This is a genomic window from Burkholderia sp. Bp9012, from assembly GCF_003853825.1.
Lineage (GTDB): Bacteria > Pseudomonadota > Gammaproteobacteria > Burkholderiales > Burkholderiaceae > Burkholderia > Burkholderia diffusa.
On record NZ_QTQA01000007.1, the window covers coordinates 180,520 to 203,086 of the forward strand.

Sequence of the window (22,567 nt, forward strand, 5' to 3'; positions counted from 1 at the left end):
GGATGCAACCTGGGCGACATAGTCGGCGATCGGCGCCGTCACCGCCGCGGATGTCGCGCCGGGCGGGCGACGGCGCACGGCGGGCCGGTTCGTCCGGGATGCCGGGCCGCCCACTTTTTTGACAATCGCGTGACGGATTCATACGATGGTTGGCCCGCGGCGACGATTTCGCGTTGCCGGCCGTCAGCGAGTATTCAGCGTGCCGATCCCCGTTCTGTTTGCCGTCCTGTGTGCCGCCTTCCTGCATGCGTCCTGGAATGCGCTCGTGCGCAGCAGCGGCGACCGGCTGCGCTCGGCTACGGTGCTGCAGATCGCGATCGGGCTGTTCGCGCTGCTGCTCCTGCCGGCCGCCGCACCGATCACGCCCGCGAGCTGGGCCTGCGTCGTCGCGTCGGCGGTGATCCACGTCGTCTATACGCTGCTGCTGGTGCGGGCTTACGAGCACGGCGACCTCACCGTCGCGTACCCGGTCGCGCGCGGGACCGCGCCGCTGCTCGTCACGCTGGGCGCGGCGGTGTTCGCGGGCGAGCGCCTGAACGCGGGCGCGCAATGCGGGCTCGTGCTGATCTGCGCGGGCATCATGGCGATCGGGCTGGAGCGAGGCCGCGGCGCGCGGCACCGGATGACGCAGGTGTTGCCGACCGCGTTCGCCACCGGCGTATCGATCGCCGCGTACAGCGTGGTCGACGGGATCGGCGTGCGGGAAAGCGGCAGCACGGTCGGTTATACGGCGTGGATGTTCGTGCTGACCGCGTTGCTGATGGCCGTGTACTACCGGCTGCGCGCGGGGCCGCTGCGGCTCGCGCAGGATGTCGGCGAAACGGCGAAGGCCGCATGCGGTGGCGTGTTCGCGGCGCTTGCGTACGGCATCGTGATCTGGGCGATGGATCGCGCACCGATGGGCCCGGTGTCGGCGCTGCGCGAAACGAGCGTGGTGTTCGCGGCGTTGATTGCCCGCGTGTATCTCGGCGAGCGGCTGACGCCGCGTCGCGCGGCGGGATGCATGGTGATCGCGGGCGGCGCGCTGCTGATCAGCGCGTTCGAGGCGGTGCGCTGAGCGCGGCAGCCGAGCATTGCGTCGCCCGGGCGGTCGCGCAGTGCCGTGTCAGCTTTCCACCGGCATCGCACTCGTGCACTTGATCTCGTCGAGGCACACGCTGGAATGCACGCCACTCACGCCGGGGATTCGCATCAGGGTTTCGAGCAGGAACGTGGACAACCCCTTCAGGTCGTGCGCGACGACCTTCAGCACGTAGTCGATATCGCCCGTCACCGAGAAACATTCCTGGATCTGCGCGAGATCCGACACGAGCTTCTGGAACTTCGACAGGTCGCGGATATGCCCGCGTTCCATCGTCACGTGCACGAACGCAGTGACGCCGAACCCGAGCGTGTCGGGGCACAGGCGGGTCTCGTAACGGCGGATCGCGCCGATTTCCTCCAGCCGCCGGTGGCGTCGCAGCGTCTGCGCGGGCGACAGGCCGACGGCCTTCGCGAGGTCGAGGTTCGACGCGCGGCCGTTCTCCTGCAGCACCGACAGCAAGTGGCGATCGATGCGATCGAGAACCGGTTCAGGCATTTTTGTTTCCTCATCTGTCTCCCGGATGCAATCTTATCTCATAATGTAGGGTTTGCATGAGCGGGTTACGCAACCCGATTTCGCTGCCGCGACGCTAAACTGACGCCGGATTTTCGTGTGCGCCCGCAGCAATGCGGGCGAGGGCGACGGTCGGCGGCCGGTCTGGCGGGCCTGCCGACAGGAAACGGGTGTTGCCGCGCGAAGATTGCAGTCCCCAACCCGGCGGCTCCACGAACGGCCGCCGGCACAGCAAAACAGCGCCCGGCACACCGAGGCGCGCCGCACCGCTTCCGGCGGCGGCGGGCAGAATGGAGAAGACATGGTTTCTGGAAACGAGAAGGACGGCCTGAAGCGGGGGCTGAAGAACCGGCACATCCAGCTGATCGCGCTCGGCGGCGCGCTCGGCACGGGGCTGTTCCTCGGCATTGCGCAGACGATCAAGATGGCCGGCCCGTCCGTGCTGCTCGGCTACGCGGTGGCCGGCATCGTCGCGTTCTTCATCATGCGCCAGCTCGGCGAGATGGTCGTCGACGAGCCGGTCGCCGGCTCGTTCAGCTACTTCGCCGACAAGTACGTCGGCCACTTCACCGGCTTCCTGTCCGGCTGGAACTACTGGGTGCTGTACATCCTCGTCAGCATGGCCGAGCTGTCGGCCGTCGGGATCTACGTGCAGTACTGGTGGCCCGGCGTGCCGACCTGGGTGTCGGCGCTGGTGTTCTTCGTCGCGATCAACCTTCTCAACCTGGCGAGCGTGAAATCGTTCGGCGAGACCGAATTCTGGTTCTCGATCATCAAGGTCGCCGCGATCGTCGGGATGATCGGCTTCGGCGGCTGGCTGCTCGCGAGCGGTCATGCGGGGCCGGAAGCGAGCATCGCGAACCTGTGGCAGCACGGAGGCTTCTTCCCGAACGGCGTGTCGGGGCTCGTGATGTCGATGGCCGCGATCATGTTCTCGTTCGGCGGGCTGGAGCTGATCGGCATCACCGCGGCCGAGGCCGACGATCCGAAGCACAGCATTCCGCGCGCGACCAACCAGGTGATCTACCGGATCCTGATTTTCTACATCGGCGCACTGGCGGTGCTGCTGTCGCTGTATCCGTGGGAAAAGGTCGTCACCGGCGGCAGCCCGTTCGTGCTGATCTTCCACGCGCTGAGCAGCAACCTGGTCGCCAACGTGCTGAACGTGGTCGTGCTGACGGCCGCGCTGTCGGTCTACAACAGCGGCGTGTACAGCAATAGCCGGATGCTGTTCGGCCTCGCGAAGCAAGGCAACGCGCCCAAGGTGCTGTGCTCGGTGAACAAGCGCGGCATTCCGCTCGCCGCGCTCGGCGCGTCGGCGCTCGCGACCGGCGCGTGCGTGGTGGTCAACTACTTCATGCCGGGCAAGGCGTTCGAGGTGCTGATGGGCCTCGTCGTGTCGGCGCTGATCATCAACTGGGCGATGATCACGCTGATCCACCTGAAGTTCCGCCAGGCCAAGCGCATCGCCGGAGAGCAGACTTCCTTCCGCAGTCTGGGCTATCCTTTCACGAATTACCTGTGCCTGGCGTTCATGGCCGGCATTCTCGTCGTGATGTACCTGACGCCGGATCTCCGCCTGTCGGTGTACCTGATCCCCGTATGGCTCGCGGTGCTCGCGATCGGGTATCGCTTCCGTCAGAAGAATGCGGGCTACGCGATCCGCGACGGCGCGTCCGCCGGCTGACACGGGCACCACGACCACTCTTCCAAACGAGACCGACATAGCCATGTTCGAACACATCGACGCGTACCCGGGCGATCCGATCCTGACGCTCAACGAGAACTTCCAGAAAGATCCGCGCGATCAGAAGGTCAACCTGAGCATCGGCATCTATTTCGATGCCGAAGGCCGGATTCCCGTGATGGGCGCCGTGCGCGAAGCCGAAACCGTGCTGCAGCGCGACCTCGGCCCGAAGCCCTATCTGCCGATGGTCGGCCTGGCCGCCTATCGCGACGCCGTGCAGGCGCTCGTGTTCGGCGCCGATCATCCGGCGCGCGCGGCCGGCCGCATCGCGACCGTGCAGACGCTCGGCGGTTCGGGCGCGCTGAAGGTGGGCGCCGATTTCCTGAAGCGCTACTTCCCGGACGCGCAGGTGTGGCTCAGCGACCCGAGCTGGGAAAATCACCGCTTCATCTTCGAGCGTGCGGGCTTCACGGTGAACACGTACCCGTACTACGACGAAGCGACGGGCGGCCTGAAGTTCGACGCGATGCTCGCGGCGATCGACGCGCTGCCGCCGCGCAGCATCGTGCTGCTGCACGCGTGCTGCCATAACCCGACCGGTGTCGATCTCGACGAAGGCCAGTGGGAGAAGCTGATCGACGTGATCGAGGCACGCGGGCTGCTGCCGTTCGTCGACATGGCGTACCAGGGCTTCGGCGCAGGCCTCGACGCGGACGCGTTCGCGGTGCGCGAACTGGCCCGCCGCGGCGTGCCGGCACTCGTCGCGAACTCGTTCTCGAAGAATTTCTCGTTGTACGGCGAGCGCGTCGGCGGCCTGAGTGTCGTCTGCGAGGATGCGGCCGCGGCCGAGCGCGTGCTGGGCCAGCTGGCCGGCGCGGTGCGCTCGAACTACAGCAACCCGCAAACCTACGGCGCCAAGGTCGTGGCGACCGTGCTGAACACGCCCGCGTTGCGCAAGCAGTGGGAAGAAGAGCTCGCCGCGATGTGCCGCCGCATCGCGCGGATGCGCCAGTCGATCCACGACGGCCTGCGCGACCACGTCAGCGGCGAAGCGCTGACGCGCTACGTGAAACAGCGCGGGATGTTCACGTACACGGGCCTGACCGAATCGCAGGTCGACGCGCTGCGCGAAGTGCACGGCGTGTACATCCTGCGTTCCGGGCGCATGTGCGTCGCGGGGCTGAACGATTCGAACGTCGGCATCGTCGCGGACGCGATCGGCAAGGTGCTGAAGAGCGGCGTCTGACGGCGCACCCGCGGGCGCACGATCGCATCGCCGAAACCGGCTGTCTCCGTCGTGGAGGCAGCCGGTTTTTTCTTGCGCGGCGGCGGCGCGGCGGTACGATGGCGGATCGAACGCATGATGAAGGAGCGGCATGGCTATTCGAATCGTACGGCTCGGCACGCCGCGCACGGCCGGCGAGGGCCTGCGGATCGGCACGGTGCGGCGACCGCCGCGCGGCGTTCCCAAGGCGGAATTCGCATCGCGCGACTACTATGATGTATGGCTGCCGACGCTGTCGCCGAGCCCCGAGCTGGTCGCGCAGGCGCAGGCTGCCGAAACCGACGCCGAATGGCGCGCGTTCACGCGCCACTTCCGAGCGGAAATGGCGCATGGCGACGCGCCGAAGGTGCTGGACCTGCTCGCCGCGTTGTCGGCGACGAGCGCGTTTTCGATCGGCTGCTACTGCGAGGACGAGCGCCGCTGTCATCGCAGCGTGCTGCGCGAGTTGCTGGCGGAGCGCGGTGCGGCGATCGATGCGGATGCGGGCTGAACCGCCGTCGGGCGGCGCGACGTTGCGCCGCCGCGTGCGGCGCAGCGAACCGGTTGACGTGGGTCAAGCGTGCGGCGGCGTGGGCCGTTATGCTCACGTCATGAATCGTCCCGACGATGACAGGCGCACAGATGCAGATAGCCTTTCCACCAGAACCGCCCGAATATTGCGCACGCGATCTGGTCGTCGCGTTTTCGGCGCTCGTCGACGGCCGCTGCGTGCAGTGCGCGATCACGGCCGAGGCGCTGGAAGACCATTTCGGCGCGCCGTCGCTGCTCGAGCGGGATTTGCTGCATGCGTTCGAAGCGCACCGTTCGGCGATCGAGGCGATGGCGCGACGGATGCTCGACGAAATCGGCGGCCGGCCGGTGTTGCTGCACAGCGGTCACTTTCGGATGGGTGATTGATACCGCAGGAGGAGGCATGACACTGCAAGGCACGATTCATGAGCGCGACTGGTCGGTCGAGATCGAGACGCGGCGGTGTGAATCCGGCGAGTTCCGATGTCGTGTGTCGGTCGAGCATGGCACCGGGCCAGCGCGCTTTCACCACACGTTCGAGCACAGTCATGCGTACCCGACCGAGTACGAGGCGGCGATCGAAGGGTTGCGGGCCGGGATGACATGGATCGAAATGAAGGCGTCGCAGACATTCAACGTTTGAACCGTATCGTGCCGATGGACGGGCGAATGCAAAGCTGCCAGGGCAGTAATCGCCGCGGCCGTCATCGCGCTGCGTGAAGCAGGATCGTGCCGCGCGTGGGACGCCGAGGCACGGAGACACAGGAACAGGCAACGCCGTCGACGAGCGGCGACCGCGTCAGGAGAAGCGCCATGGGCGTGGGCATGCAGATCGTCTGCGTCGGATTCGCAGGTTCCGCTGCGCTGGAAGCAGAAGCAGCGGTGCAACTGGTGCGGCTGGAACGATTCCGCGCACGGCTGGAGGATTGCCGTCTGGTGATCGAATTGCGCCCGCGCGTGGACGGCGGCCGGACCTACGACGTGCGGCTCGAGCTGGCCATGCGCGGCCGCTCGCCGGTATCGCTGCCGAGCGGCACTGGCGACGACGTGATCGAGGTGCTTGGCCGCGTGTTCGCGCTGGCCGAGCAGACCCTGTCCGTATCGCAGGCGGGCGAATCCGGGGCGGTCGTGCTGCATGCGCTCACGCCGGGCGCCACCGCGCAATGACGCGCGACGCGCCGTGCGTCACACCTGCGCGAGCGCGTGCGCGTCGATGATCCGCACGCGCTTGCCGCGCGTCTCGACGAGTGAATCCCGATGAAACCGCGAGAACATCCGGCTGACGGTCTCGAGCTTCATGCCGAGATAGCAGCCGATCTCCTCGCGCGTCATCCGCAGGTTGAATTCCGATGCCGAATAGCCACGCGCCTCGAAGCGCGACGACAGGTTCAGCAGGAAATGCGCGACGCGCTGCTCGGCCGACATCGTGCCGAGCAGCAGCATCTGGCTCGACTCGCGGACGATCTCGCTGCTCAGCATCTGGTAGAGGAAATGCTGCATCGGCTTCATTTCGCGGCACGCCGCCTCGAGCGCGCCGAACGGGATGACGCAGACGACGCTGTCCTCGAGCGCGATCGCGTCGCAGCAGTGCTGGCCACCGCCGATGCCGTCCATGCCGAGCGTTTCGCCCGCGATCTGGAAGCCGGTCACGTGCTCGCGGCCGTCGCGATGCATCATCACCGTCTTGAACGAGCCCGCGCGCACGGCGTAGATGCTGTGAAATGGATCGTCGGTTCGGAACAGTGCGTCGCCTTGGCGAACCTGGCGCGTCGAACAGATGATCGCGTCCAGTCGGCCGTATTCGGCGGCGGTCAGGTGCGGCGGCAGGCACAGCGAGCGCATCAGGCAAGCCGAGCAGCGCGCGGCGGGGTGTTTGGCGCCGTCGTTACGTGAGACCGCGGGAAGCGGAATCGTTGGCCGAGGCGCGACGGATGGGGCGGCGGCGCAGGCGGTGGCTGTTGACATGAGTCACTCCGGCTCGGTCAGGGGCGGTGCGCACGAGCGCGCACCAGGGATTCGATGACGTGGCATGCGGCGTCGAATTCGGCGGTCTTGTCGAAGAAGTAGTCCGCTCCCGCCGTCGCACATGCCTCCCTGAATGCCGGCGCCGAATGGTTCGTCAGCACGATCGTGACGATCCGCGGCGCGGCCTTCGACAGCATCCCGATCAGCTCGAGACCGCTGCCGTCCGCGAGTCGCAGGTCGACGATCACGACGTCCGCGTGGCTGCCGCGGATGTGCGTCAGTGCGTCCTCGCCGTCTTCCGCTTCGCCGACGACCACGACGCCGCGGATCGCGCCGACGAGCAGCGCGATCCTTTGCCGGACGGCAATGGCGTGATCGACGAGAAACACCCGGAGTGCGTCGGCGGGTGACAGGCTGGCATTCATGCCGGCAGTATCCTGTTGCGCCGCCGAAAATGAAATCGGCCGAACTGGAAGTTTGTGTAGGCCGCCGCGACGCGTTGTAGGGTGTTTCCTACAACGCACAGGAGAAAGAGGCGAGGCCGCCTGCCCGGCGACGCCGGGTGGGGCCCGCGAAGATGATGGCGGGCCGAGGTCCGCCGCCGTGGAATCAGCCAGCCGCGCGCGCGTCCAGCGCGTCGCGAGCCGTGCGGCACGCGGCCAGATCCCACGCGGCGCAGCCGACCGTTTTGAACAGCAGCGGCCCGCTGCGCTCGAAGGCGCCGCGCAACACGTCGGCGAGCGATGCGACCTGCCGCCAGTCGACCTGCGCGACGATCAGGTCGCCGGCCTCGTGGCGCGCGCCGGCCGGGTCGTCGACGACGAGGCGGCTGTGGCGCACGGTGTCGGCGTCGATCTCGGCGGCATCCGCGGTGAACGCGCCGACCCCGACCACGAGGCGGCCTTCGCGCGCCGCTTCGCGATAGACGGGCGTGCGGCTCGTCGTCAGCGTGACGACGACGTCGACCGCATCGGGAATCGTGTCGCCGTCGAGCGGCACCAGTTGCGGCGCCTGCGCACGGTGCGTGGCGCAGAACGCGGCCGCGCTGTCGGCGCGCGAGCCACGCACGTGCAGGCGCGCGTCCGGAAAGATCGCCGCGAGCGCTTCCGCGTGATTGGCCGCCTGCTTGCCGGTGCCGATCAGCAGGATGTCGCGGGGCGCGGCGCCGTGCAGCGCCTGAATGCCGAGCGCGGTAATGGCTGCCGTGCGGCGCCCGGTGACCGTCGGGCCATCGAGCACGAAGCGCAGCGCGCCCGTCGTCGCGTCGTACGCGCTCACCTGGCCGAGGATCGTCGGCAGTCCGCGCGCGCCGTTGCCAGGGCACACGTTCACGAGCTTGTGGCTCGCGAGGTCGCGTGCGCTCGACGGCATCGACAGCATCACGCCGCCCGCCTGCAGCGGCACGACCAGGCGTTCGGGGCTGACGATCTCGCCCGCCGCGTATTCGGCGACGGCGTGTGCGAGCGTGGCGAGCAGCGCGGGGTAGTCGAGCAGCGCGGCCGTTTCGGCGGCGTCGAACGCGGGAATCCGGGGGAGAGCGGTCATCGTATCGATCGGTTTTGTGTCGGTGGGCGTGGACGACGGGCGCATGCCGCGCTCGCCACGGAGGCTGCCGAATATCGAGACGGCAGTCATTCTGGATCAAATCTATACCAGTTGATCGTCGGCAGGCAAGCCGGAAAAACAAGCGGACCGTCAATTTTGGTTCTAATATCCGTCCAGATGGGCGTAGCGCACGCCGGCGCCGGTATCGCTCCGGTATAGTGCGAACCCGTTTCCCCGTCCACCACCCGCCCGGGCAGGAGCCCCAGATGATGTCCGCACGTCCCGAATCGCTCGAAGCCGGTTTCCGACCGTTGCAGATCTACGAACAGGTCGCCGAGAAAATCCGCGACGAGATCCGCGCGGGGCGCTATGCGGCCGATTCGAGGCTGCCGTCGGAGCGCGAACTCGCGGCGCTGTTCCAGGTCGGCCGACCGGCCGTGCGCGAGGCGCTCGGCGCGCTGCAGAACGAAGGGCTGGTGTTCACGAAGCGCAATTCGGGCACCTACGTCGTGCCGGCGCCGCTCGACGTGCTCGCGCAGCGCGGCGACACGCGCAGCGTGCCCGACGCCGACTTCAGTCCGACGTCGACGCTCGACGTGCGGCTCATCCTCGAGCCGGCGATCGCGCGCCTCGCCGCCGCGCACGGGCGCGCCGATCCCGTCGCCGAAGGCTATCTCGCGCAGATGGAAACCATCGCCGACATCGACGATCCGCAGCAGCGGGCGCTGTGGAACGAGAGCGACCGGCTGTTCCATCGGCAGCTCGCGTTGATGACCGGCGACGCGCTGATCGTGAAGATCGCGGAGGAAGTCGCGAAGACGATGGACCAGCCCCTGTGGAAGCGGCTGAAGGACGACGGCATCTACGACGCGGGCCGGATCCGGCTCTACGTGTCCGAGCACCGGCTGATCTACGAGGCGATCGTGTCGGGCGACGCCGATGCGGCCGCCTTCTACGTCGAACAGCACATTCTTCGTGTGCGGCGAGACATCACGCCGAAATGACCTGCATCCCGTCGGTCTGGTCTTAAAAATGACCAAAAGCACAAAAATCATTTTTAAACTGCTTGCGTCATGACCACATGTGTCCTACATTGGTTTCACACAAAACCAATCAGGAGACACCATGCGACACTTCGTTACCGCGCTCTCGGTGGCCGTTGCCGCCGGCGCGCTGACTTCCGCGCACGCGCAGGAAGTCGTGATGATCGGTCATTCGGCACCGCTGACCGGCCCGCAGGCCGCGAACGGCAAAGACAATGAAAATGGCGCACGCCTCGCCGTCGAGGAGCTCAACAAGGCCGGCGTGAAAGTGGCCGGCAAGACGGTCACGTTCAAGCTGGTGTCCGAGGACGACCAGGCCGACCCAAAGGCGGGCGTGCAGGTCGCGCAGAACCTGGTCGACAAGGGCGTCGTCGCGGTGCTCGGGCCGTACAACTCGGGTGTCGCCATTCCGGCGTCGCGCGTATACAGCAACGCGGGCGTACCGATCCTGCCGGTCGCGTCGAACCCGGCGCTCACGCGCCAGGGCTTCAAGAACATCTTCCGGATCGGCGCGAGCGACGAACAGCTCGGCGGCACGATGGCGACTTTCGCCGCGAAGACGCTGAACGCGAAAACCGCCGCCGTCATCGACGATCGCACCGCGTACGGGCAGGGCGTTGCGGAACAGTTCATGAACGTCGCGAAGGCGAACGGGATCAAGATCGTCGACCAGGAGTACACAAACTCGTCGGCGACCGATTTCCTCGGCATTCTCACCAAGATCAAGGCCAGCAATCCCGACGTGATCTTCCTCGGCGGTTATGCGGCGCAAGGCGCGCCGATGGCGAAGCAAATGAAGCAGCGCGGGTTGCGCGCGAAGCTGCTCGGCGGCGACGGCATCTGCTCGGCCGACATGGGCAAGGTCGCGGGCGAGGCCGCGTCGATCGTCTACTGTGCGCAGGGCGGTGTCGCGCTCGAGAAGACGCCGGCCGGCCGCGAATTCCTGAAGAAGTACCACGATACCTATCACACGGACACGCAGGTCTACGGCGTCAACTACTACGACGGCATGAAGCTGCTCGCCGACGCGATGGTCAAGGCCGGCACGACCACCGACAAGGCGAAGTTGATCGCGCAGCTGGCGAAGTCGAACTACGCGGGCGTCGCGGGCACCTATTCGTTCGACGAACGCGGCGACCTGAAGGGCGCGCCGACCACCGTCTACGTGATCCGCAACGGCCTGCCCGAGCCGTACGCCAAGTAATCCGTCACCGGACGGCGCCGCGGCGCCGTCTTTCGTTTTCACGCCTTCGATCCTCCATGAAAATTTCCCGATCCATTTCCACCGTCGAGGTCCATACCGGCGGCGAAGCGTTCCGCATCGTCACGAGCGGGCTGCCGCGCCTGCCCGGCGACACGATCGTCAAGCGCCGCGCGTGGCTCAAGGAGAACGCCGACGAGATCCGCACGGCGCTGATGTTCGAGCCGCGCGGCCACGCCGACATGTACGGCGGCTACCTCACCGAGCCGGTGTCGGCGAACGCGGATTTCGGCGTGATATTCGTGCACAACGAAGGCTACAGCGACCATTGCGGACACGGCATCATCGCGCTGTCGACCGCCGCGGTCGAGCTCGGCTGGGTGCAGCGCACGGTGCCGGAGACGCGCGTCGGCATCGACGCGCCGTGCGGTTTCATCGAGGCGTTCGTGAAATGGGACGGCGAACACGCGGGGCCGGTGCGCTTCGTCAACGTGCCGTCGTTCATCTGGCTGCGCGACGTGTCGGTCGACACGCCGTCGTTCGGCACCGTGACCGGCGACATCGCGTACGGCGGCGCATTCTATTTCTACGTCGACGGCGCGCCGTTCGACCTGCCGGTGCGCGAAGCAGCGGTGGAAAAACTGATCCGCTTCGGCGCCGAAGTGAAGGCCGCCGCGAACGCGAAATATCCGGTCGTGCATCCGGAGATCCCCGACATCAACCATATCTACGGCACGATCATCGCGAACGCGCCGCGCCATCCGGACTCGACACAGGCGAACTGCTGCGTGTTCGCGGATCGCGAGGTCGACCGCTCGCCGACCGGCTCCGGCACCGGCGGGCGCGTCGCGCAGTTGTACCAGCGCGGCCTGCTGGCGGCCGGCGACACGCTCGTCAACGAGTCGATCGTCGGCACGGTGTTCAAGGGGCGCGTGCTGCGCGAAACGACGGTCGGCGATATTTCGGCCGTGATCCCGGAAGTGGAGGGCAGCGCGCACATCTGCGGGTTCGCGAACTGGATCGTCGACGAGCGCGATCCGTTGACCTACGGTTTTCTCGTGCGCTGAGCGTCGCGTACGGCACCCGGTTGTACCAGGCTTGGCGCGCGGTTCCTTTACGGGGCGCGCGCCTTTTTTGTTGTAAAGATGCGCGATCCGGCGCCGTTCGCACGGGCCCGGGACTGCCGCGGGCCGGTGGGCCGCGCGAGTTTTGGTACGATGCAGCCTTTCCAGCAGATCCCCCACCCGCGTGAATCGCCGAAACGTGTCGTCAGTGCGTGACCTCTGTGCCAAATGGGTCGCGCGCGCCCAACCCGTCGCGGCCGCTGCCGCCGTGCCCGTCAAGCGTGTCCTGGCCATCGCCTGGCGCCATCTCCGTCATCCGACGCGCCGCGGCGTGCTGCGCGCGGCCGCCGCCGTGCCGGCGCTGCTGCTGCTGTACGTGCTGGTGCTGATTCCGTTCACGCCCGGCATCGGCGACATCCGCAAGGCACGCGTCGACCAGCCTGCGCAGGTGCTGTCCGCCGACGGCAAGGTGCTGGCGGAATTCAAGCCGTCGAACCGCGAATGGGTGTCGCTCAAGCAGATCTCGCCGCACATGGTCGACGCGCTGATCGCGACCGAGGACCATCGCTTCTACGAGCACCACGGCCTCGACTGGAAGCGCACGGCGTCGGCCGCGCTCCATACGTTCTCGGGCAGCCGCCAGGGCGGCTCGACGATCACGCAGCAGCTCGCACGCAACCTGTATCCGGACGAGATCGGCCGCGCGCCGACGCTCACGCGCAAGGTGAAGGAGGCGATCACCGCGCTGAAGATCGAGGCCGTGTACAGCAAGGACCAGATCCTCGAGACCTACCTGAACACGGTGCCGTTCCTGTACAACGCGTACGGCGTCGAGATGGCCGCGCGTACCTATTTCGACAAGTCGGCCGACGAGCTCGACGTGCTGGACAGCGCGACGCTCGTCGGGATGCTGAAGGGCAACAGCTACTACAACCCGGTGCTGAACCCCGAGCGCGCGCTGCAGCGGCGCAACACGGTGCTCGGCCAGATGGTGAAGTACGGCAAGCTGTCGCCGGCGCAGTTCGCGCAGTTGCAGCGCCGGCCGCTGCGCATCGATTTCGAGCGCCAGAAGGAACCGCCCGGGCCTGCGCCGCACTTCGCGCAGCAACTCCGCAAATGGCTGATCGGCTGGGCCGACCGCAACGACTACAACATCTACTCGGACGGGCTGGTCGTGCGCACCACGATCGATTCGCGGCTGCAGCAGATGGCGACCCAGGCGCTGACGCTGCAGGCGAACCAGTTGCAGGGCATCGCGAACAACGCGTGGAGCGGCCGCGACGGTTGCGGCACCGACAACGAGGTGTTCCGCACCTTCATGCGCGAGTCGCCCGAGTACAAGGCCGCGCAGGATGCCGGCAAGAACGATGCCGTCGCGATGAAGCAACTCGCCGCCGACCGCGGTTTCATGCGCGCGCTGTGCAAGGCAAAGACCGACGTGCAGGCCGGCTTCGTCGCGATCGATCCGCGTGACGGGCAGATCCGCGCGTGGGTCGGCAGCCGCGATTTCACCAACGAGCCGTTCGATCACGTCGCACAGGCGCGGCGTCAGCCGGGCTCGACCTTCAAGCCGTTCGTCTACGGCGTCGCGTTCGCGAACGGGATGAAGCCGGACGACACCTTCATCGACCAGGCGGTCGAGATTCCGCTGAAGGGCGGCGAGATCTGGCGGCCGAATGACGACGCGCCGCCGTCGGGCAAACCGATGACGCTGCGCGACGCGGTCGCGCTGTCGCGCAACCGGATCACCGCGCAGGTGATGGAGAAGGTCGGACCGGCGGCGGTGGCGCGGCTCGCGCGCGACATGGGCGTGCGCGAAAGTCCGCTCGAGCGCGTGCCGTCGCTCGCGCTCGGCACGAGCCCGGTGACGCTGAAGGAGATGGTCGCGTCGTACGCCACGATCGCGAACGGCGGGCTGTACCTCGAGCCGCAGATGGTGACGCGCATCGAGAACCGCCAGGGCGACGTGCTCGCCGAATATGCGCCGGCGCCGCCCGAGCGCGCGCTCGACGCCGAGACCGACAAGACGCTGCTCGGCGTGATGCGCGACGTGGTGACGCGCGGCACCGGCAGCAGCATCCGCACGCGCTTCGGCATTCGCGGCGACGTGGCCGGCAAGACCGGGACCACGCAGGACAATGCGGACGGCTGGTTCATCCTGATGCAGCCCGGGCTGGTGGCCGGCGCGTGGGTCGGCTTCGACGACGGCCGCGTGACGCTGCGCAGCGACTATTGGGGGCAAGGCGCGCACAGCGCACTGCCGATCGTCGGCGACTTCTTCCAGCGCGCGCAACGCGCCCGGATCGTCGACGCGAAGCTGAAATTCGATACCGAGCCGTCGCCCGGCTGGTTCGCGTCGGTGCGCGAACGCGTGACGGATCTGTTCGACGGGTGGTTCGGGCCCGAGCCGAAGCAGGCGCCGGCGCCCGTCAGAACGCAGCGTATCGAGCGGCAGCCGGAGGCGGACGCCGCCGTGGCGTCGGCCGCATCGGCTGCGTCGGCGCCCGAGGCGGCATCCGGCGGCATCGTCGAGGAGTGGGTTCCGGCGTCCGAGGTGGCTGCATCGGCCGCCGCGCTGTCGTCGGGCGCGTCGCAACCGCAGGCCGCGCAGCCGACGGCGGCGGGAGGCAGCGCGACGCCTGCGGGCAACACGGGCAGCGGGGGCCTCGGCTCCGCCCCGGCCGCACCGTCGGCCGTACCGGCTCCGTCGGCGGCTCCGGCTCCGGCCCCGGCGCCGGTTTCACCCAGCGCGACCAGCGGTTCGGAGTAACGAGACGTTCAGATTTCGCGCGATGCTGCCGTAATAACGTTGTCACGACAGCTCGCGCGGTCGCTCCGCGCCCTTCCGATGCGGCACATCACAGATCACGTCGCGCTCGCGCGCGATGACGTCCCCGCCGGCGTACCGCTCGGCTTCGATCTCTACGATGCGGGCGGTGCCGCGCTGCTGCCCGCCGGCACGACGCTGCACGGTCCCGCGCAGCATGCTTTCCTGTTCGATCACTTCCAGCCCGTCCGCCGGCGCGATGACGCCGAGCCCGCCGTGCCGGCGCCCGACACCGTGCCGGCGGCCGCGCGCATGGGGCTGTCGGCCGGCGCCGCGATCGGCATCCGGCGGCGGGTTGGCGCGACCCGCGTGCTGCAGCGCTGCCGGTTGATCGGGATCGGCGCATCGGGTGCGCTGTTCGTCGAGCCGCAGCCGGCGGTCGTGCTCGACTTTGCCCGCGGCGACGACGTCGAGGCAGTTGCGATCGGCCGGTCGGCGGTGTCGCGATTCGGCGCGACGGTCGAAGCGGTGCAGTCAACGGGCGCCGCGCCGTTCATGGTGCTTTCGCCGCCGGGCTTCGTCGACCGGCTGCGCACGCGCGCGGAGCCGCGCGTCCAGGTACGGATCGCGGCCCGCTGCACGGGCGGGCCGGTGCACGCGGAGGGTATCGGGATCGTTCGCGATCTCAGCCTGAACGGGCTGTCGATCGCGCTCGACCGGGCGCTCGCGGCGGCCGGCGAGCCGTTGCACGTGCAGTTGCCGTATACGGATGAGGACCGTGTCGCCTTGCTCACGCTCGACGGCACGGTGCGCGCGGTGCATGCCGATCCGGCGGTGCCGGGCTGGGCGCTTCACCACGCGGCATTCGACGAAACGGCTGCCGACGACCGGATTCGCCTCAAGGCGTTGCTGTTCGACCTGTCCATGGGGGCCACTGACGCGGATCAGGTTCGCTGATGCCTTGAACGGGGCAAACCTGGCAGCCGCGGCGCGGTTGTCCACGGCCCGGCGAGTCGATCCTTGGGCGAAAGCATGCTGCCGCATATTGGGTTCGGATGCGGCCATAATCCTCTGATGTTTCGACCGAATGCGTGGCAATTGTACGGATTCGGTCAACAGTGAATTTGCGATTTAAGTATTTACCCTGATAGGCAAGCCTCCTAGACTTTCATTCATGCGCAACGACTACCGAGTCCGAAGCGCCTGACAAAACAATCTGGAGGTAACGCATCATGAAATCGCTGATCAAGGCAGTTGCACTGGCCGCTCTGGTGGCCGCACCGGTCGTCTCGTTCGCCCAATCGAACCAGCAGCCGCTGACGCGCGCGCAAGTGCGTGCCGAGCTGGTCCAGCTCGAAAAGGCCGGTTACAACCCGAACGACTGGATGAACTATCCGGAAAACATCCAGGCCGCACAGGCAAAGATCGCCGCGGCACAGAACACCGGTGCGCAGGCTGACGCAACGGGTTACGGCCCGAGCCCGGTCGCGTCGTCGCAGTCGGGCCAGCGCGTGGTCGTGCCGGCAGCAGCCGATCGTTCGTCGGTGTACTTCGGTCACTAAGCAAGCCGTTCGCCGCGCGGCCGCCGGGCCGCCTGCAAAGCCGTAGCGAAAAGCCCGCACTCGTGTCGAGTGCGGGCTTTTTTGCGTGCGCGGCAAGCGTGGCGCGGGCTGACAATCCATCGCGTGTGCGCTAGCATCGCGGTCGGCATTGCCACGCTGCGGCGGCCGCGACGGAGGTCGCGCCCATCGGCCGGCGAGGTCGCGCACCGAGGCGCGGCGGCAAGCCCGGCATCACGTTCCACGACTTCAACGAAAACAAACAGGAGCATCCATGCGTGTCTTGACCGGTCTGCTGTGCGCGCTGGCGCTGACGGCGAACGTTGCCCATGCGCAGGCGAATTGTGCCGACGCGACGGATCAGGCGGCGATGACGGCGTGCGCCGATCGCGCGTACAAGAAATCCGACGCGGACCTGAACCGCACTTACCAGGCCGTCACCGCACGGCTGCGCGATGCGAAGCCGCTCGCGGAGAAACTCGTGAACGCGCAGCGCGCATGGATCGCCTACCGCGACGCCGAATGCAACTTCTCCAGCGCGAACGCCGAAGGCGGCAGCGTGTATCCGATGGTCGTGTCGACCTGCCTCGACGATCTGACCAAGACGCGCAACGAGACGCTGAAGGGTTATCTGTCCTGCGAGGAAGGCGATCTGGCCTGTCCGGTGCCGGGGAAGTAAGGCCGTGCAACGTCCGGCTGGCCCGCACGCCGCGCGGCCGGCACGGTGCGCCTAGACGTCGTCCGCTTCGTCGAGCAGCTTGTGCCGGATCGCGTAGCGGACCAGCGCCGCTTCGTGCGGCATCTGCATCTTTTCCAGAATCCGGGTCTTGTAGGTGCTGACCGTCTTCGCGCTCACGCACAGCGCCTGCGCGATCTCGGTCAGTGTCTGTCCGGCGGCGATCCGGCGGAACACGTCGAACTCGCGATCGGACAGCCGCTGGTGCGGCAGCGTCTCGGCCGGTTCGTTCAGGCTCTGCGCGAACTGCTCGGCCATCGCGAGACTCACGTAGACGCCGCCCGCTGCAACCTTGGTCACGGCGCCGACCAGTTCGGCGCTCGCGCTTTCCTTGGTCAGGTAGCCCGACGCGCCGGCGCGGAACGCGCGCACCGCGTATTGCTGTTCCGCGTGCATGGTCAGCACGAGCACGCGCAGCGCGGGCTTCTCGTCCTTGATCTGCTTGATCAGCTCGACGCCGTTGCGGCCCGGCATCGAAAGGTCGAGCACCAGCACCTGCGCGGGCGTCGAACGAATCAGCGCGATCGTCGACGGCCCGTCGCACGCTTCGCCGGCGACTTCGAATGCGGTGGCGTTCTGGAGAATGTGCCGCAGACCGTCGCGCACGAGCGTATGGTCGTCGGCGATGAGCACCTTGATCATGTGAGGGTGGTTTCCTGTTGAACGGTGCCGAGCGGGAACGCGACCGTGATCGAGAAGCCGCGTGCGAGCGCGGTATCGATCGTCACGCTGCCACCCAGCATGTGTGCGCGTTCGCGAATGCCGATCAGGCCGAACGACTTGTCCTCGTGGGCGGTGCCGCCCGGTGCCGCGCCGCGGCCGTTGTCCGCGACGCGCAGCACGCAGAAGCCTTCCTCGATGTCGAGCCGCAGCGCGACGCGCGTCGCATCCGCATGGCGCGCGACGTTCGTCAGCGCTTCCTGGACGATCCGGAACAGCGTGGTCGCCCCGGTGCTGGTGAACGTGAGCCCGCCCGTTTCGATGTGGCGTTCGACGTCGATGCCGTAGCGGTTCGTGAAGTCGTTCGCCAGCCACTCGATCGCGGGCACGAGGCCGAGATCGTCGAGCATCACGGGGCGCAGATCGGCTGCGATGCGCCGCACCGACGCGACGGTCGCGTCGATCAGCCGGCGCATGCCCTGCAGTTGCGACAGCACGTCGTCGTCGGGTTGCGCACGGTTCGGCGTGCGCAGTTGCTGCTCGATGACCGACAGGTCCATCTTCAGCGCGGTGAGCTGCTGCCCGAGGTCGTCGTGCAGTTCGCGCGCGATGCGGGTCTTTTCCTCTTCGCGCACGTTCTGCAGATTCGCCGACAGCTCGCGCAGTTCCTCGCGCGACTGCTTCAGCGCATTCTCGGCGCGCTGCCGTTCGGTGATGTCGCGCAGCATCACCGTGTAGAGCTTGCCCGACGCGTCGCGGATCTGCGAGATCGACGCCTCGATCGGGAATTCCTCGCCGTTGCCGCGCAGCCCGAACAGCACGCGCTGACGGCCCATTTGCCGCTCGGACACGCCCGTCACGCCGAACTGGTCGACGTGCTTCGCATGCGCGGCACGAAACCGCTCGGGGATGAAGCGCGACAGCGGCGCGCCGATCGCCTCCATCGCCGATACGCCGAATACCTGTTCGGCCATCGGGTTGAAGATCACGACCGTCTGCTTCTCGTCGATCGTGATGATCGCTTCCATCGACGAACGGATGATGCCCATCATCCGCGCCTCGTTCAGGATGCCGCGGCTGCTGGCGCCCGTATCCGCGGTGCCGGCGCGGCCGCGCAGCAACGCATGGACGAGTGCCGCGAACGCGAACGACGCGATCAACCCTGCGGCGAGCACCGTGCCCGCCGCGCGCTGCGCGCCGGTCGCGCTCGGGCGGCCGTCTGCGGAATAGGCGAGCGTCAAGACGGTCCCGCCGAAATTCAGCTGGTCGCTGCGCCGCATCAGGTCGGGCGATGCCAAAGCCTCGTCGGTCGTCGTCTCGGCGCTCGCGATCGGCCGAGGATCGTCGCCGGCGCTCATCCTCAGGTCGAGCCCGCGCTCCGCGTCGAGCGCGCGCTCGATCAGGCGATTCGGGCTCACCTGCGCGAACAGCACGCCGTCGGCGCCGGTTTCACGGGCGCCGGACTGTGCGGCGGTCGTGCGCGATGGAGCCGTGGCGGGCAGGAACAGCGTGAGGGTACGCGCATCGCGGGATGTGTCGTCGTCGGCCGAATGGATGCCGAGTGCGACATCGCCGGTCTGCAGCGTGCGCGCGAGGGGGGCCTGATCCGGCGCGCCGAAGCGCACGCCGGCCGAGCTCGACGCGGGCGCGCCGAGCGTCGCCACCGCGAGCGGGCCGGCCGGCATCGGCGCGTGGCCGGCGAGGGCGCTGCGCGCCGCGGGCGACAGCGGCGCATAGCCGAACTGCCGGATCGGCGAACGCCCGCTGTCGAGCTCGAGCGTGTCGGCATACCGGCGCCATTGCTCGGGCGTCATCTGTGGCGCGAGCGCGAACGCGCCGCGCGTGCTTTCGAGCACGGCGACGGCGGCTTGCAGCTCGTGGCGCAGCATCGCCGTCACGTGCGTCGTGCGTCGCTCGAAGCGCGTATGGACGGCGCCTTGCCACTGCTCGCGAACGAGCAGCGCAACGCCGAGCGACAGCGCCGCGCCCGCGAACAGCGCAACGACGCCAGCCGCGAGCGGCTGGCGTAACATGGTCTGGAAGCGCGTGGGCCCTCGGGCGTCACGCGGCGGGGTTCCACTGGCGGTCATTCGATGGCCATTCTGGTGTCGGGGCCGCCCGTGGCACTCGGGCGGCGCGGTATAACCGGGAAAAATCGCACCGGCCGCGTGCGGCATCTATTTTCAAGATGAAATTGTGCGCGTTTTACACGTTTTTTGTAATAGGGTCAGTTAAAAATGAGATAACCAGGCGGTGCAGCGGGCGTTCCGGCCGCGATTGACACGCGTCAACCGGTGCGTCCGCACGTGGGGCAGACTGTTCGGCAGGCGAGCCGGCATCGGGCCGGCTTGCGGTGACGGGGGCGTCGTTCGCGCGATGGGCGACGGGCTTCCGGTCGGAGGGCGGACCATGTACAAGCGGATTTTCGTCGGGCTCGATGGGGGCCCGAGTGCGCGTCTCGCGCTGAACGAGGCGATCCGGATCGCGGCGGCATCCGGCGGCGAGGTCACGTGCGCGTTTGTCGTCGAGCACCGGCCGCAGCTCGTCGACGTCGATGCGGGCTTCGCGGCCGAACACGACGGCGACGCGGCGGCAGCCGAAGCGGCGACGCTCGTGCTCGACGATGCGAAGGCGGCCCTCGCGCAGCGGCACGTGCCGGGCACCGTGCGCGCGCTCGACGCGTACGGGGAGGACATCGCCGCGGTGCTGATGCGCACGGCGGCCGAGGCCGGCGCCGATCTGATCGTGATGGGCACGAGCGGGCGGCACGGCCTGCGCCGGCTGCTGCTCGGCAGCGTCGCGGAATCGCTGCTGCGCGCGGCCGATCGGCCCGTGCTGCTGGTGCGCCACGACGAGCAGGCCGCGGCGCCGACTGCGTGACGACGCGGTGCGGCGTCGCGCCGTGAGCGGCGGGCAGGCGGCTGTCGCGCGGATGGCAGTGTGACGGCGGGTGCGGCGGTGCGTCCGCTGCATCGATCGACGTGCCGCCGATATCTTGCGCCGCTGCGTCGCTACGGTGTGATCGCGTAGCGCTGGTTGCGTCGCGTCCCGCACTTCTGGCAGCATCGCCCGGTGTTCGCTTCATCGTCGCGCGCCGCGTTCGGCGCGCGATCCAGTCGCCGCGTGCATGGCCGCGGCGATCGACGCAGCGGCACGCGACGTCGGCCGGTGGGGTTCCCGATTGGCCGGGCCGTGCGTCGCGTGCCCGGTTCAATCCTTCACCGACGTCATCCGCCATGCCGATCTCCGCCGCCGACCTGATTCACCAGTTCGATCTGCAGCCGCACTCCGAGGGCGGCTATTTTCGGGAAACCTACCGTGCGGCCGACACGGTCGTGCGTCCGGCCGACGGCGCGCCACGCGCGGCGTCGACCGCAATCTATTACCTGTTGTGCGACGGCGCGTATTCGTCGTGGCACCGGATCCGTTCCGACGAGGTCTGGCACTTCTACGCGGGCGATCCGCTCGAAGTGTGGGTGCTCGACGAGCACGAGGGGCTGACGATCCACCGGCTCGGCAACCCGCTCACGCATCCCGGCACCGTATTCCAGGCGGTCGTGCCGGCCGGGCGCTGGTTCGGCGCGCGCTGCGCGTCGCCGGAGCACGTCGCGCTCGTCGGCTGCACGGTCGCACCAGGGTTCGAGTTCGCGGAATTCGAACTCGCGGACGCGACGGTACTGGCCGCCACGTTCCCCGAATACGCGGAATACGTGGCGGGGCTCGCGCAGCGCCCCGACGCGTGAGCGCGGCGGCCGCCTCCAACCGTAGCTGTTCCGCGCGGTCCCGGCCAAACCCGTTTAGAATGCACGACTGTGCAGGATCGGCCGCGGACGTGCCGCGGCGATCGCTGTCAGCCGTATCGACGGCCTCCCCCGTGGCACGGTCAGCATGTCTTTCAGGAGCGCCGCCGTGTGGCACTTTCCCATTGCGATTCCCTCGTCGCTCGGCCCGTGGGCCGTGTTCGCGAGCGTACTGATCACGCAGCTCGGCGTGCCGGTGCCGGCCGTGCCGATGCTGATTCTCGGCGGTACGATGGCGGCGATGGGGCAGGCGTCCTGGACAAGCATGTTCGCGGCGGCGATCGGCGCGACGATGCTTGCCGATTCGCTGTGGTTCTTCATGGGCCGTACGCGCGGCCGTCGCTTGCTGAACGGCCTCGTGCGATTCTCGCTGTCGCTCGACACGACGCTGCGCTTCGCGCGTAATGTATTCGAAAGATACGGCGCGCCGCTGCTCGTCCTCTCCAAATTCCTGCCGGGCCTCGGCCTCGTGTCGGCGCCGCTGCTCGGCACGACCGCGATCGGCATCGGCGTGTTCCTGTTCTGGGATCTGGCCGGCGCGTCGCTGTGGGCTGCGTTCTGGCTCATCGGCGGCGCGGCCGTGCATGACCAGATCGTGCAGTTCGTGCTGTGGGTGCGCGCGAGCGGCGGTACGATCCTCGACGCGTTCCTCGCGATCTTCATCACGTTCCTGCTCTACCGCTGGGTGCGCCGCGTGCAGTTCCGGCGCTACCTCGCGCAGGTGCGCATCTCCCCGCCTCAGCTCGTCGAAATGATGACATCGAACGAGCCGCCGCTGATCTTCGATGCGCGGCCACGCGCGATTCGCGAACGCGAGCCGTATCGGATCGCCGGCGCGGTGCCCGTCGATCTCGATTCGCCGGACCTGCTGGATCCGGAACTGCTGAAGCGGCCGATCGTCGTGTATTGCGTGTGCCCGAACGAGGCAACGGCGAAGCGTCTGATCGCGAAGATGCAGCGCAAGAAGATGCTTCACAACATCAAGGCGCTGAAGGGCGGGCTCGACGCGTGGGAGAAGCACGGCTATCCGGTCGAGCCGCTGCCGGCCGATCTCGATTCATCGAGGTATTTCGTGCGGCCAGAGCATACGGCGCTCGCAGGCGAATATACGGTGCGGGCGACGTTGTCGAAATAAATCGTGCGCGGGA

23 protein-coding genes are annotated in these 22,567 nt (G+C 67.9%); 17 read left to right on the forward strand and 6 right to left on the reverse strand.

The annotated features are described in order from the left end of the window. Positions 1 to 145: 145 nt before the first annotated feature. Positions 146 to 1,057 (forward strand): EamA family transporter, encoded by a 912-nt coding sequence (locus DIE11_RS11960; RefSeq protein ID WP_124623920.1) that lies wholly within the window; start codon positions 146 to 148, stop codon positions 1,055 to 1,057. 48 nt (positions 1,058 to 1,105) lie between these two features. Here the strand turns inward: DIE11_RS11960 and DIE11_RS11965 are convergent, their stop codons facing one another. After that, positions 1,106 to 1,579 (reverse strand): Lrp/AsnC family transcriptional regulator, encoded by a 474-nt coding sequence (locus tag DIE11_RS11965; RefSeq protein ID WP_006479071.1) that lies wholly within the window; start codon positions 1,577 to 1,579, stop codon positions 1,106 to 1,108. A gap of 319 nt (positions 1,580 to 1,898) precedes the next feature. Between DIE11_RS11965 and DIE11_RS11970 the strand changes: the two genes are divergently transcribed. From DIE11_RS11970 to DIE11_RS11995, 6 genes are all read left to right on the forward strand, one after another. Next, positions 1,899 to 3,284: an amino acid permease gene (locus DIE11_RS11970; RefSeq protein ID WP_124623924.1), complete on the forward strand. Its 1,386-nt coding sequence runs from the start codon at positions 1,899 to 1,901 to the stop codon at positions 3,282 to 3,284. 43 nt (positions 3,285 to 3,327) lie between these two features. Further along, on the forward strand, positions 3,328 to 4,530 hold the full coding sequence (locus tag DIE11_RS11975; protein ID WP_124623927.1) for an amino acid aminotransferase: 1,203 nt from the start codon (positions 3,328 to 3,330) through the stop codon (positions 4,528 to 4,530). 130 nt (positions 4,531 to 4,660) lie between these two features. Further along, positions 4,661 to 5,059: a DUF488 domain-containing protein gene (locus DIE11_RS11980; RefSeq protein WP_059599421.1), complete on the forward strand. Its 399-nt coding sequence runs from the start codon at positions 4,661 to 4,663 to the stop codon at positions 5,057 to 5,059. Between the two features lie 116 nt (positions 5,060 to 5,175). Next, the gene (locus tag DIE11_RS11985) at positions 5,176 to 5,466 is read left to right on the forward strand and encodes a DUF1488 domain-containing protein (protein WP_124623930.1); all 291 of its coding nucleotides are present in this window, start codon (positions 5,176 to 5,178) and stop codon (positions 5,464 to 5,466) included. A 16-nt stretch (positions 5,467 to 5,482) separates the two neighbouring features. Further along, entirely contained in the window at positions 5,483 to 5,722 is a 240-nt protein-coding gene (locus DIE11_RS11990; RefSeq protein WP_059599423.1) for a hypothetical protein, read from the forward strand. A 170-nt stretch (positions 5,723 to 5,892) separates the two neighbouring features. Further along, positions 5,893 to 6,246: a metal ABC transporter ATPase gene (locus tag DIE11_RS11995; RefSeq protein WP_124623934.1), complete on the forward strand. Its 354-nt coding sequence runs from the start codon at positions 5,893 to 5,895 to the stop codon at positions 6,244 to 6,246. An 18-nt stretch (positions 6,247 to 6,264) separates the two neighbouring features. On the opposite strand, the gene DIE11_RS12000 is transcribed toward DIE11_RS11995, so the two are convergent. From DIE11_RS12000 to lhpI, 3 genes are all read right to left on the reverse strand, one after another. Continuing rightward, positions 6,265 to 7,044, reverse strand: coding sequence for a helix-turn-helix domain-containing protein (locus DIE11_RS12000; RefSeq protein ID WP_124623937.1), 780 nt, complete (start codon positions 7,042 to 7,044; stop codon positions 6,265 to 6,267). Positions 7,045 to 7,061: 17 nt separating this feature from the next. Beyond that, entirely contained in the window at positions 7,062 to 7,469 is a 408-nt protein-coding gene (locus DIE11_RS12005) for a response regulator transcription factor (protein WP_059599426.1), read from the reverse strand. Positions 7,470 to 7,653: 184 nt separating this feature from the next. Then, a complete protein-coding gene (lhpI, locus tag DIE11_RS12010) occupies positions 7,654 to 8,589 on the reverse strand; it encodes a bifunctional Delta(1)-pyrroline-2-carboxylate/Delta(1)-piperideine-2-carboxylate reductase (RefSeq protein ID WP_124623940.1) in 936 nt (311 codons plus the stop codon). A gap of 266 nt (positions 8,590 to 8,855) precedes the next feature. On the opposite strand from lhpI, the gene DIE11_RS12015 reads away from it, so the two are divergent. From DIE11_RS12015 to DIE11_RS12045, 7 genes are all read left to right on the forward strand, one after another. Continuing rightward, on the forward strand, positions 8,856 to 9,593 hold the full coding sequence (locus DIE11_RS12015) for a FadR/GntR family transcriptional regulator (RefSeq protein WP_059599427.1): 738 nt from the start codon (positions 8,856 to 8,858) through the stop codon (positions 9,591 to 9,593). Positions 9,594 to 9,714: 121 nt separating this feature from the next. Then, positions 9,715 to 10,836 carry a branched-chain amino acid ABC transporter substrate-binding protein gene (locus tag DIE11_RS12020; protein ID WP_059450263.1) on the forward strand — a complete coding sequence of 374 codons (1,122 nt, stop codon included), beginning with the start codon at positions 9,715 to 9,717 and terminating at the stop codon, positions 10,834 to 10,836. A gap of 56 nt (positions 10,837 to 10,892) precedes the next feature. Beyond that, positions 10,893 to 11,900 carry a trans-3-hydroxy-L-proline dehydratase gene (lhpH, locus tag DIE11_RS12025; RefSeq protein ID WP_124623943.1) on the forward strand — a complete coding sequence of 336 codons (1,008 nt, stop codon included), beginning with the start codon at positions 10,893 to 10,895 and terminating at the stop codon, positions 11,898 to 11,900. Positions 11,901 to 12,096: 196 nt separating this feature from the next. After that, complete coding sequence (locus DIE11_RS12030; protein ID WP_185633746.1) at positions 12,097 to 14,667, forward strand: penicillin-binding protein 1A; 2,571 nt, start codon at positions 12,097 to 12,099, stop codon at positions 14,665 to 14,667. Positions 14,668 to 14,745: 78 nt separating this feature from the next. After that, a complete protein-coding gene (locus DIE11_RS12035; RefSeq protein WP_124623948.1) occupies positions 14,746 to 15,621 on the forward strand; it encodes a PilZ domain-containing protein in 876 nt (291 codons plus the stop codon). A gap of 275 nt (positions 15,622 to 15,896) precedes the next feature. Beyond that, on the forward strand, positions 15,897 to 16,226 hold the full coding sequence (locus DIE11_RS12040; protein WP_059599431.1) for a DUF4148 domain-containing protein: 330 nt from the start codon (positions 15,897 to 15,899) through the stop codon (positions 16,224 to 16,226). A 271-nt stretch (positions 16,227 to 16,497) separates the two neighbouring features. Next, positions 16,498 to 16,902: a lysozyme inhibitor LprI family protein gene (locus tag DIE11_RS12045; RefSeq protein ID WP_059599432.1), complete on the forward strand. Its 405-nt coding sequence runs from the start codon at positions 16,498 to 16,500 to the stop codon at positions 16,900 to 16,902. A gap of 51 nt (positions 16,903 to 16,953) precedes the next feature. Here the strand turns inward: DIE11_RS12045 and DIE11_RS12050 are convergent, their stop codons facing one another. Together DIE11_RS12050 and DIE11_RS12055 are read right to left on the reverse strand one after the other, a co-directional pair. After that, positions 16,954 to 17,601: a response regulator transcription factor gene (locus DIE11_RS12050; RefSeq protein WP_059599433.1), complete on the reverse strand. Its 648-nt coding sequence runs from the start codon at positions 17,599 to 17,601 to the stop codon at positions 16,954 to 16,956. After that, the gene (locus DIE11_RS12055; protein WP_124623951.1) at positions 17,598 to 19,709 is read right to left on the reverse strand and encodes a PAS domain-containing sensor histidine kinase; all 2,112 of its coding nucleotides are present in this window, start codon (positions 19,707 to 19,709) and stop codon (positions 17,598 to 17,600) included. Before DIE11_RS12055 ends, DIE11_RS12050 begins: the two co-directional genes overlap by 4 nt. Positions 19,710 to 20,028: 319 nt before the next feature. On the opposite strand from DIE11_RS12055, the gene DIE11_RS12060 reads away from it, so the two are divergent. The 3 genes from DIE11_RS12060 (at position 20,029) to DIE11_RS12070 (ending at position 22,554) form a co-directional block, all read left to right on the forward strand. Further along, entirely contained in the window at positions 20,029 to 20,499 is a 471-nt protein-coding gene (locus tag DIE11_RS12060) for a universal stress protein (RefSeq protein WP_124623954.1), read from the forward strand. 356 nt (positions 20,500 to 20,855) lie between these two features. Then, entirely contained in the window at positions 20,856 to 21,362 is a 507-nt protein-coding gene (locus DIE11_RS12065) for a cupin domain-containing protein (RefSeq protein ID WP_124623956.1), read from the forward strand. Between the two features lie 166 nt (positions 21,363 to 21,528). Further along, complete coding sequence (locus DIE11_RS12070; RefSeq protein WP_059599472.1) at positions 21,529 to 22,554, forward strand: DedA family protein/thiosulfate sulfurtransferase GlpE; 1,026 nt, start codon at positions 21,529 to 21,531, stop codon at positions 22,552 to 22,554. Positions 22,555 to 22,567: the final 13 nt, after the last annotated feature.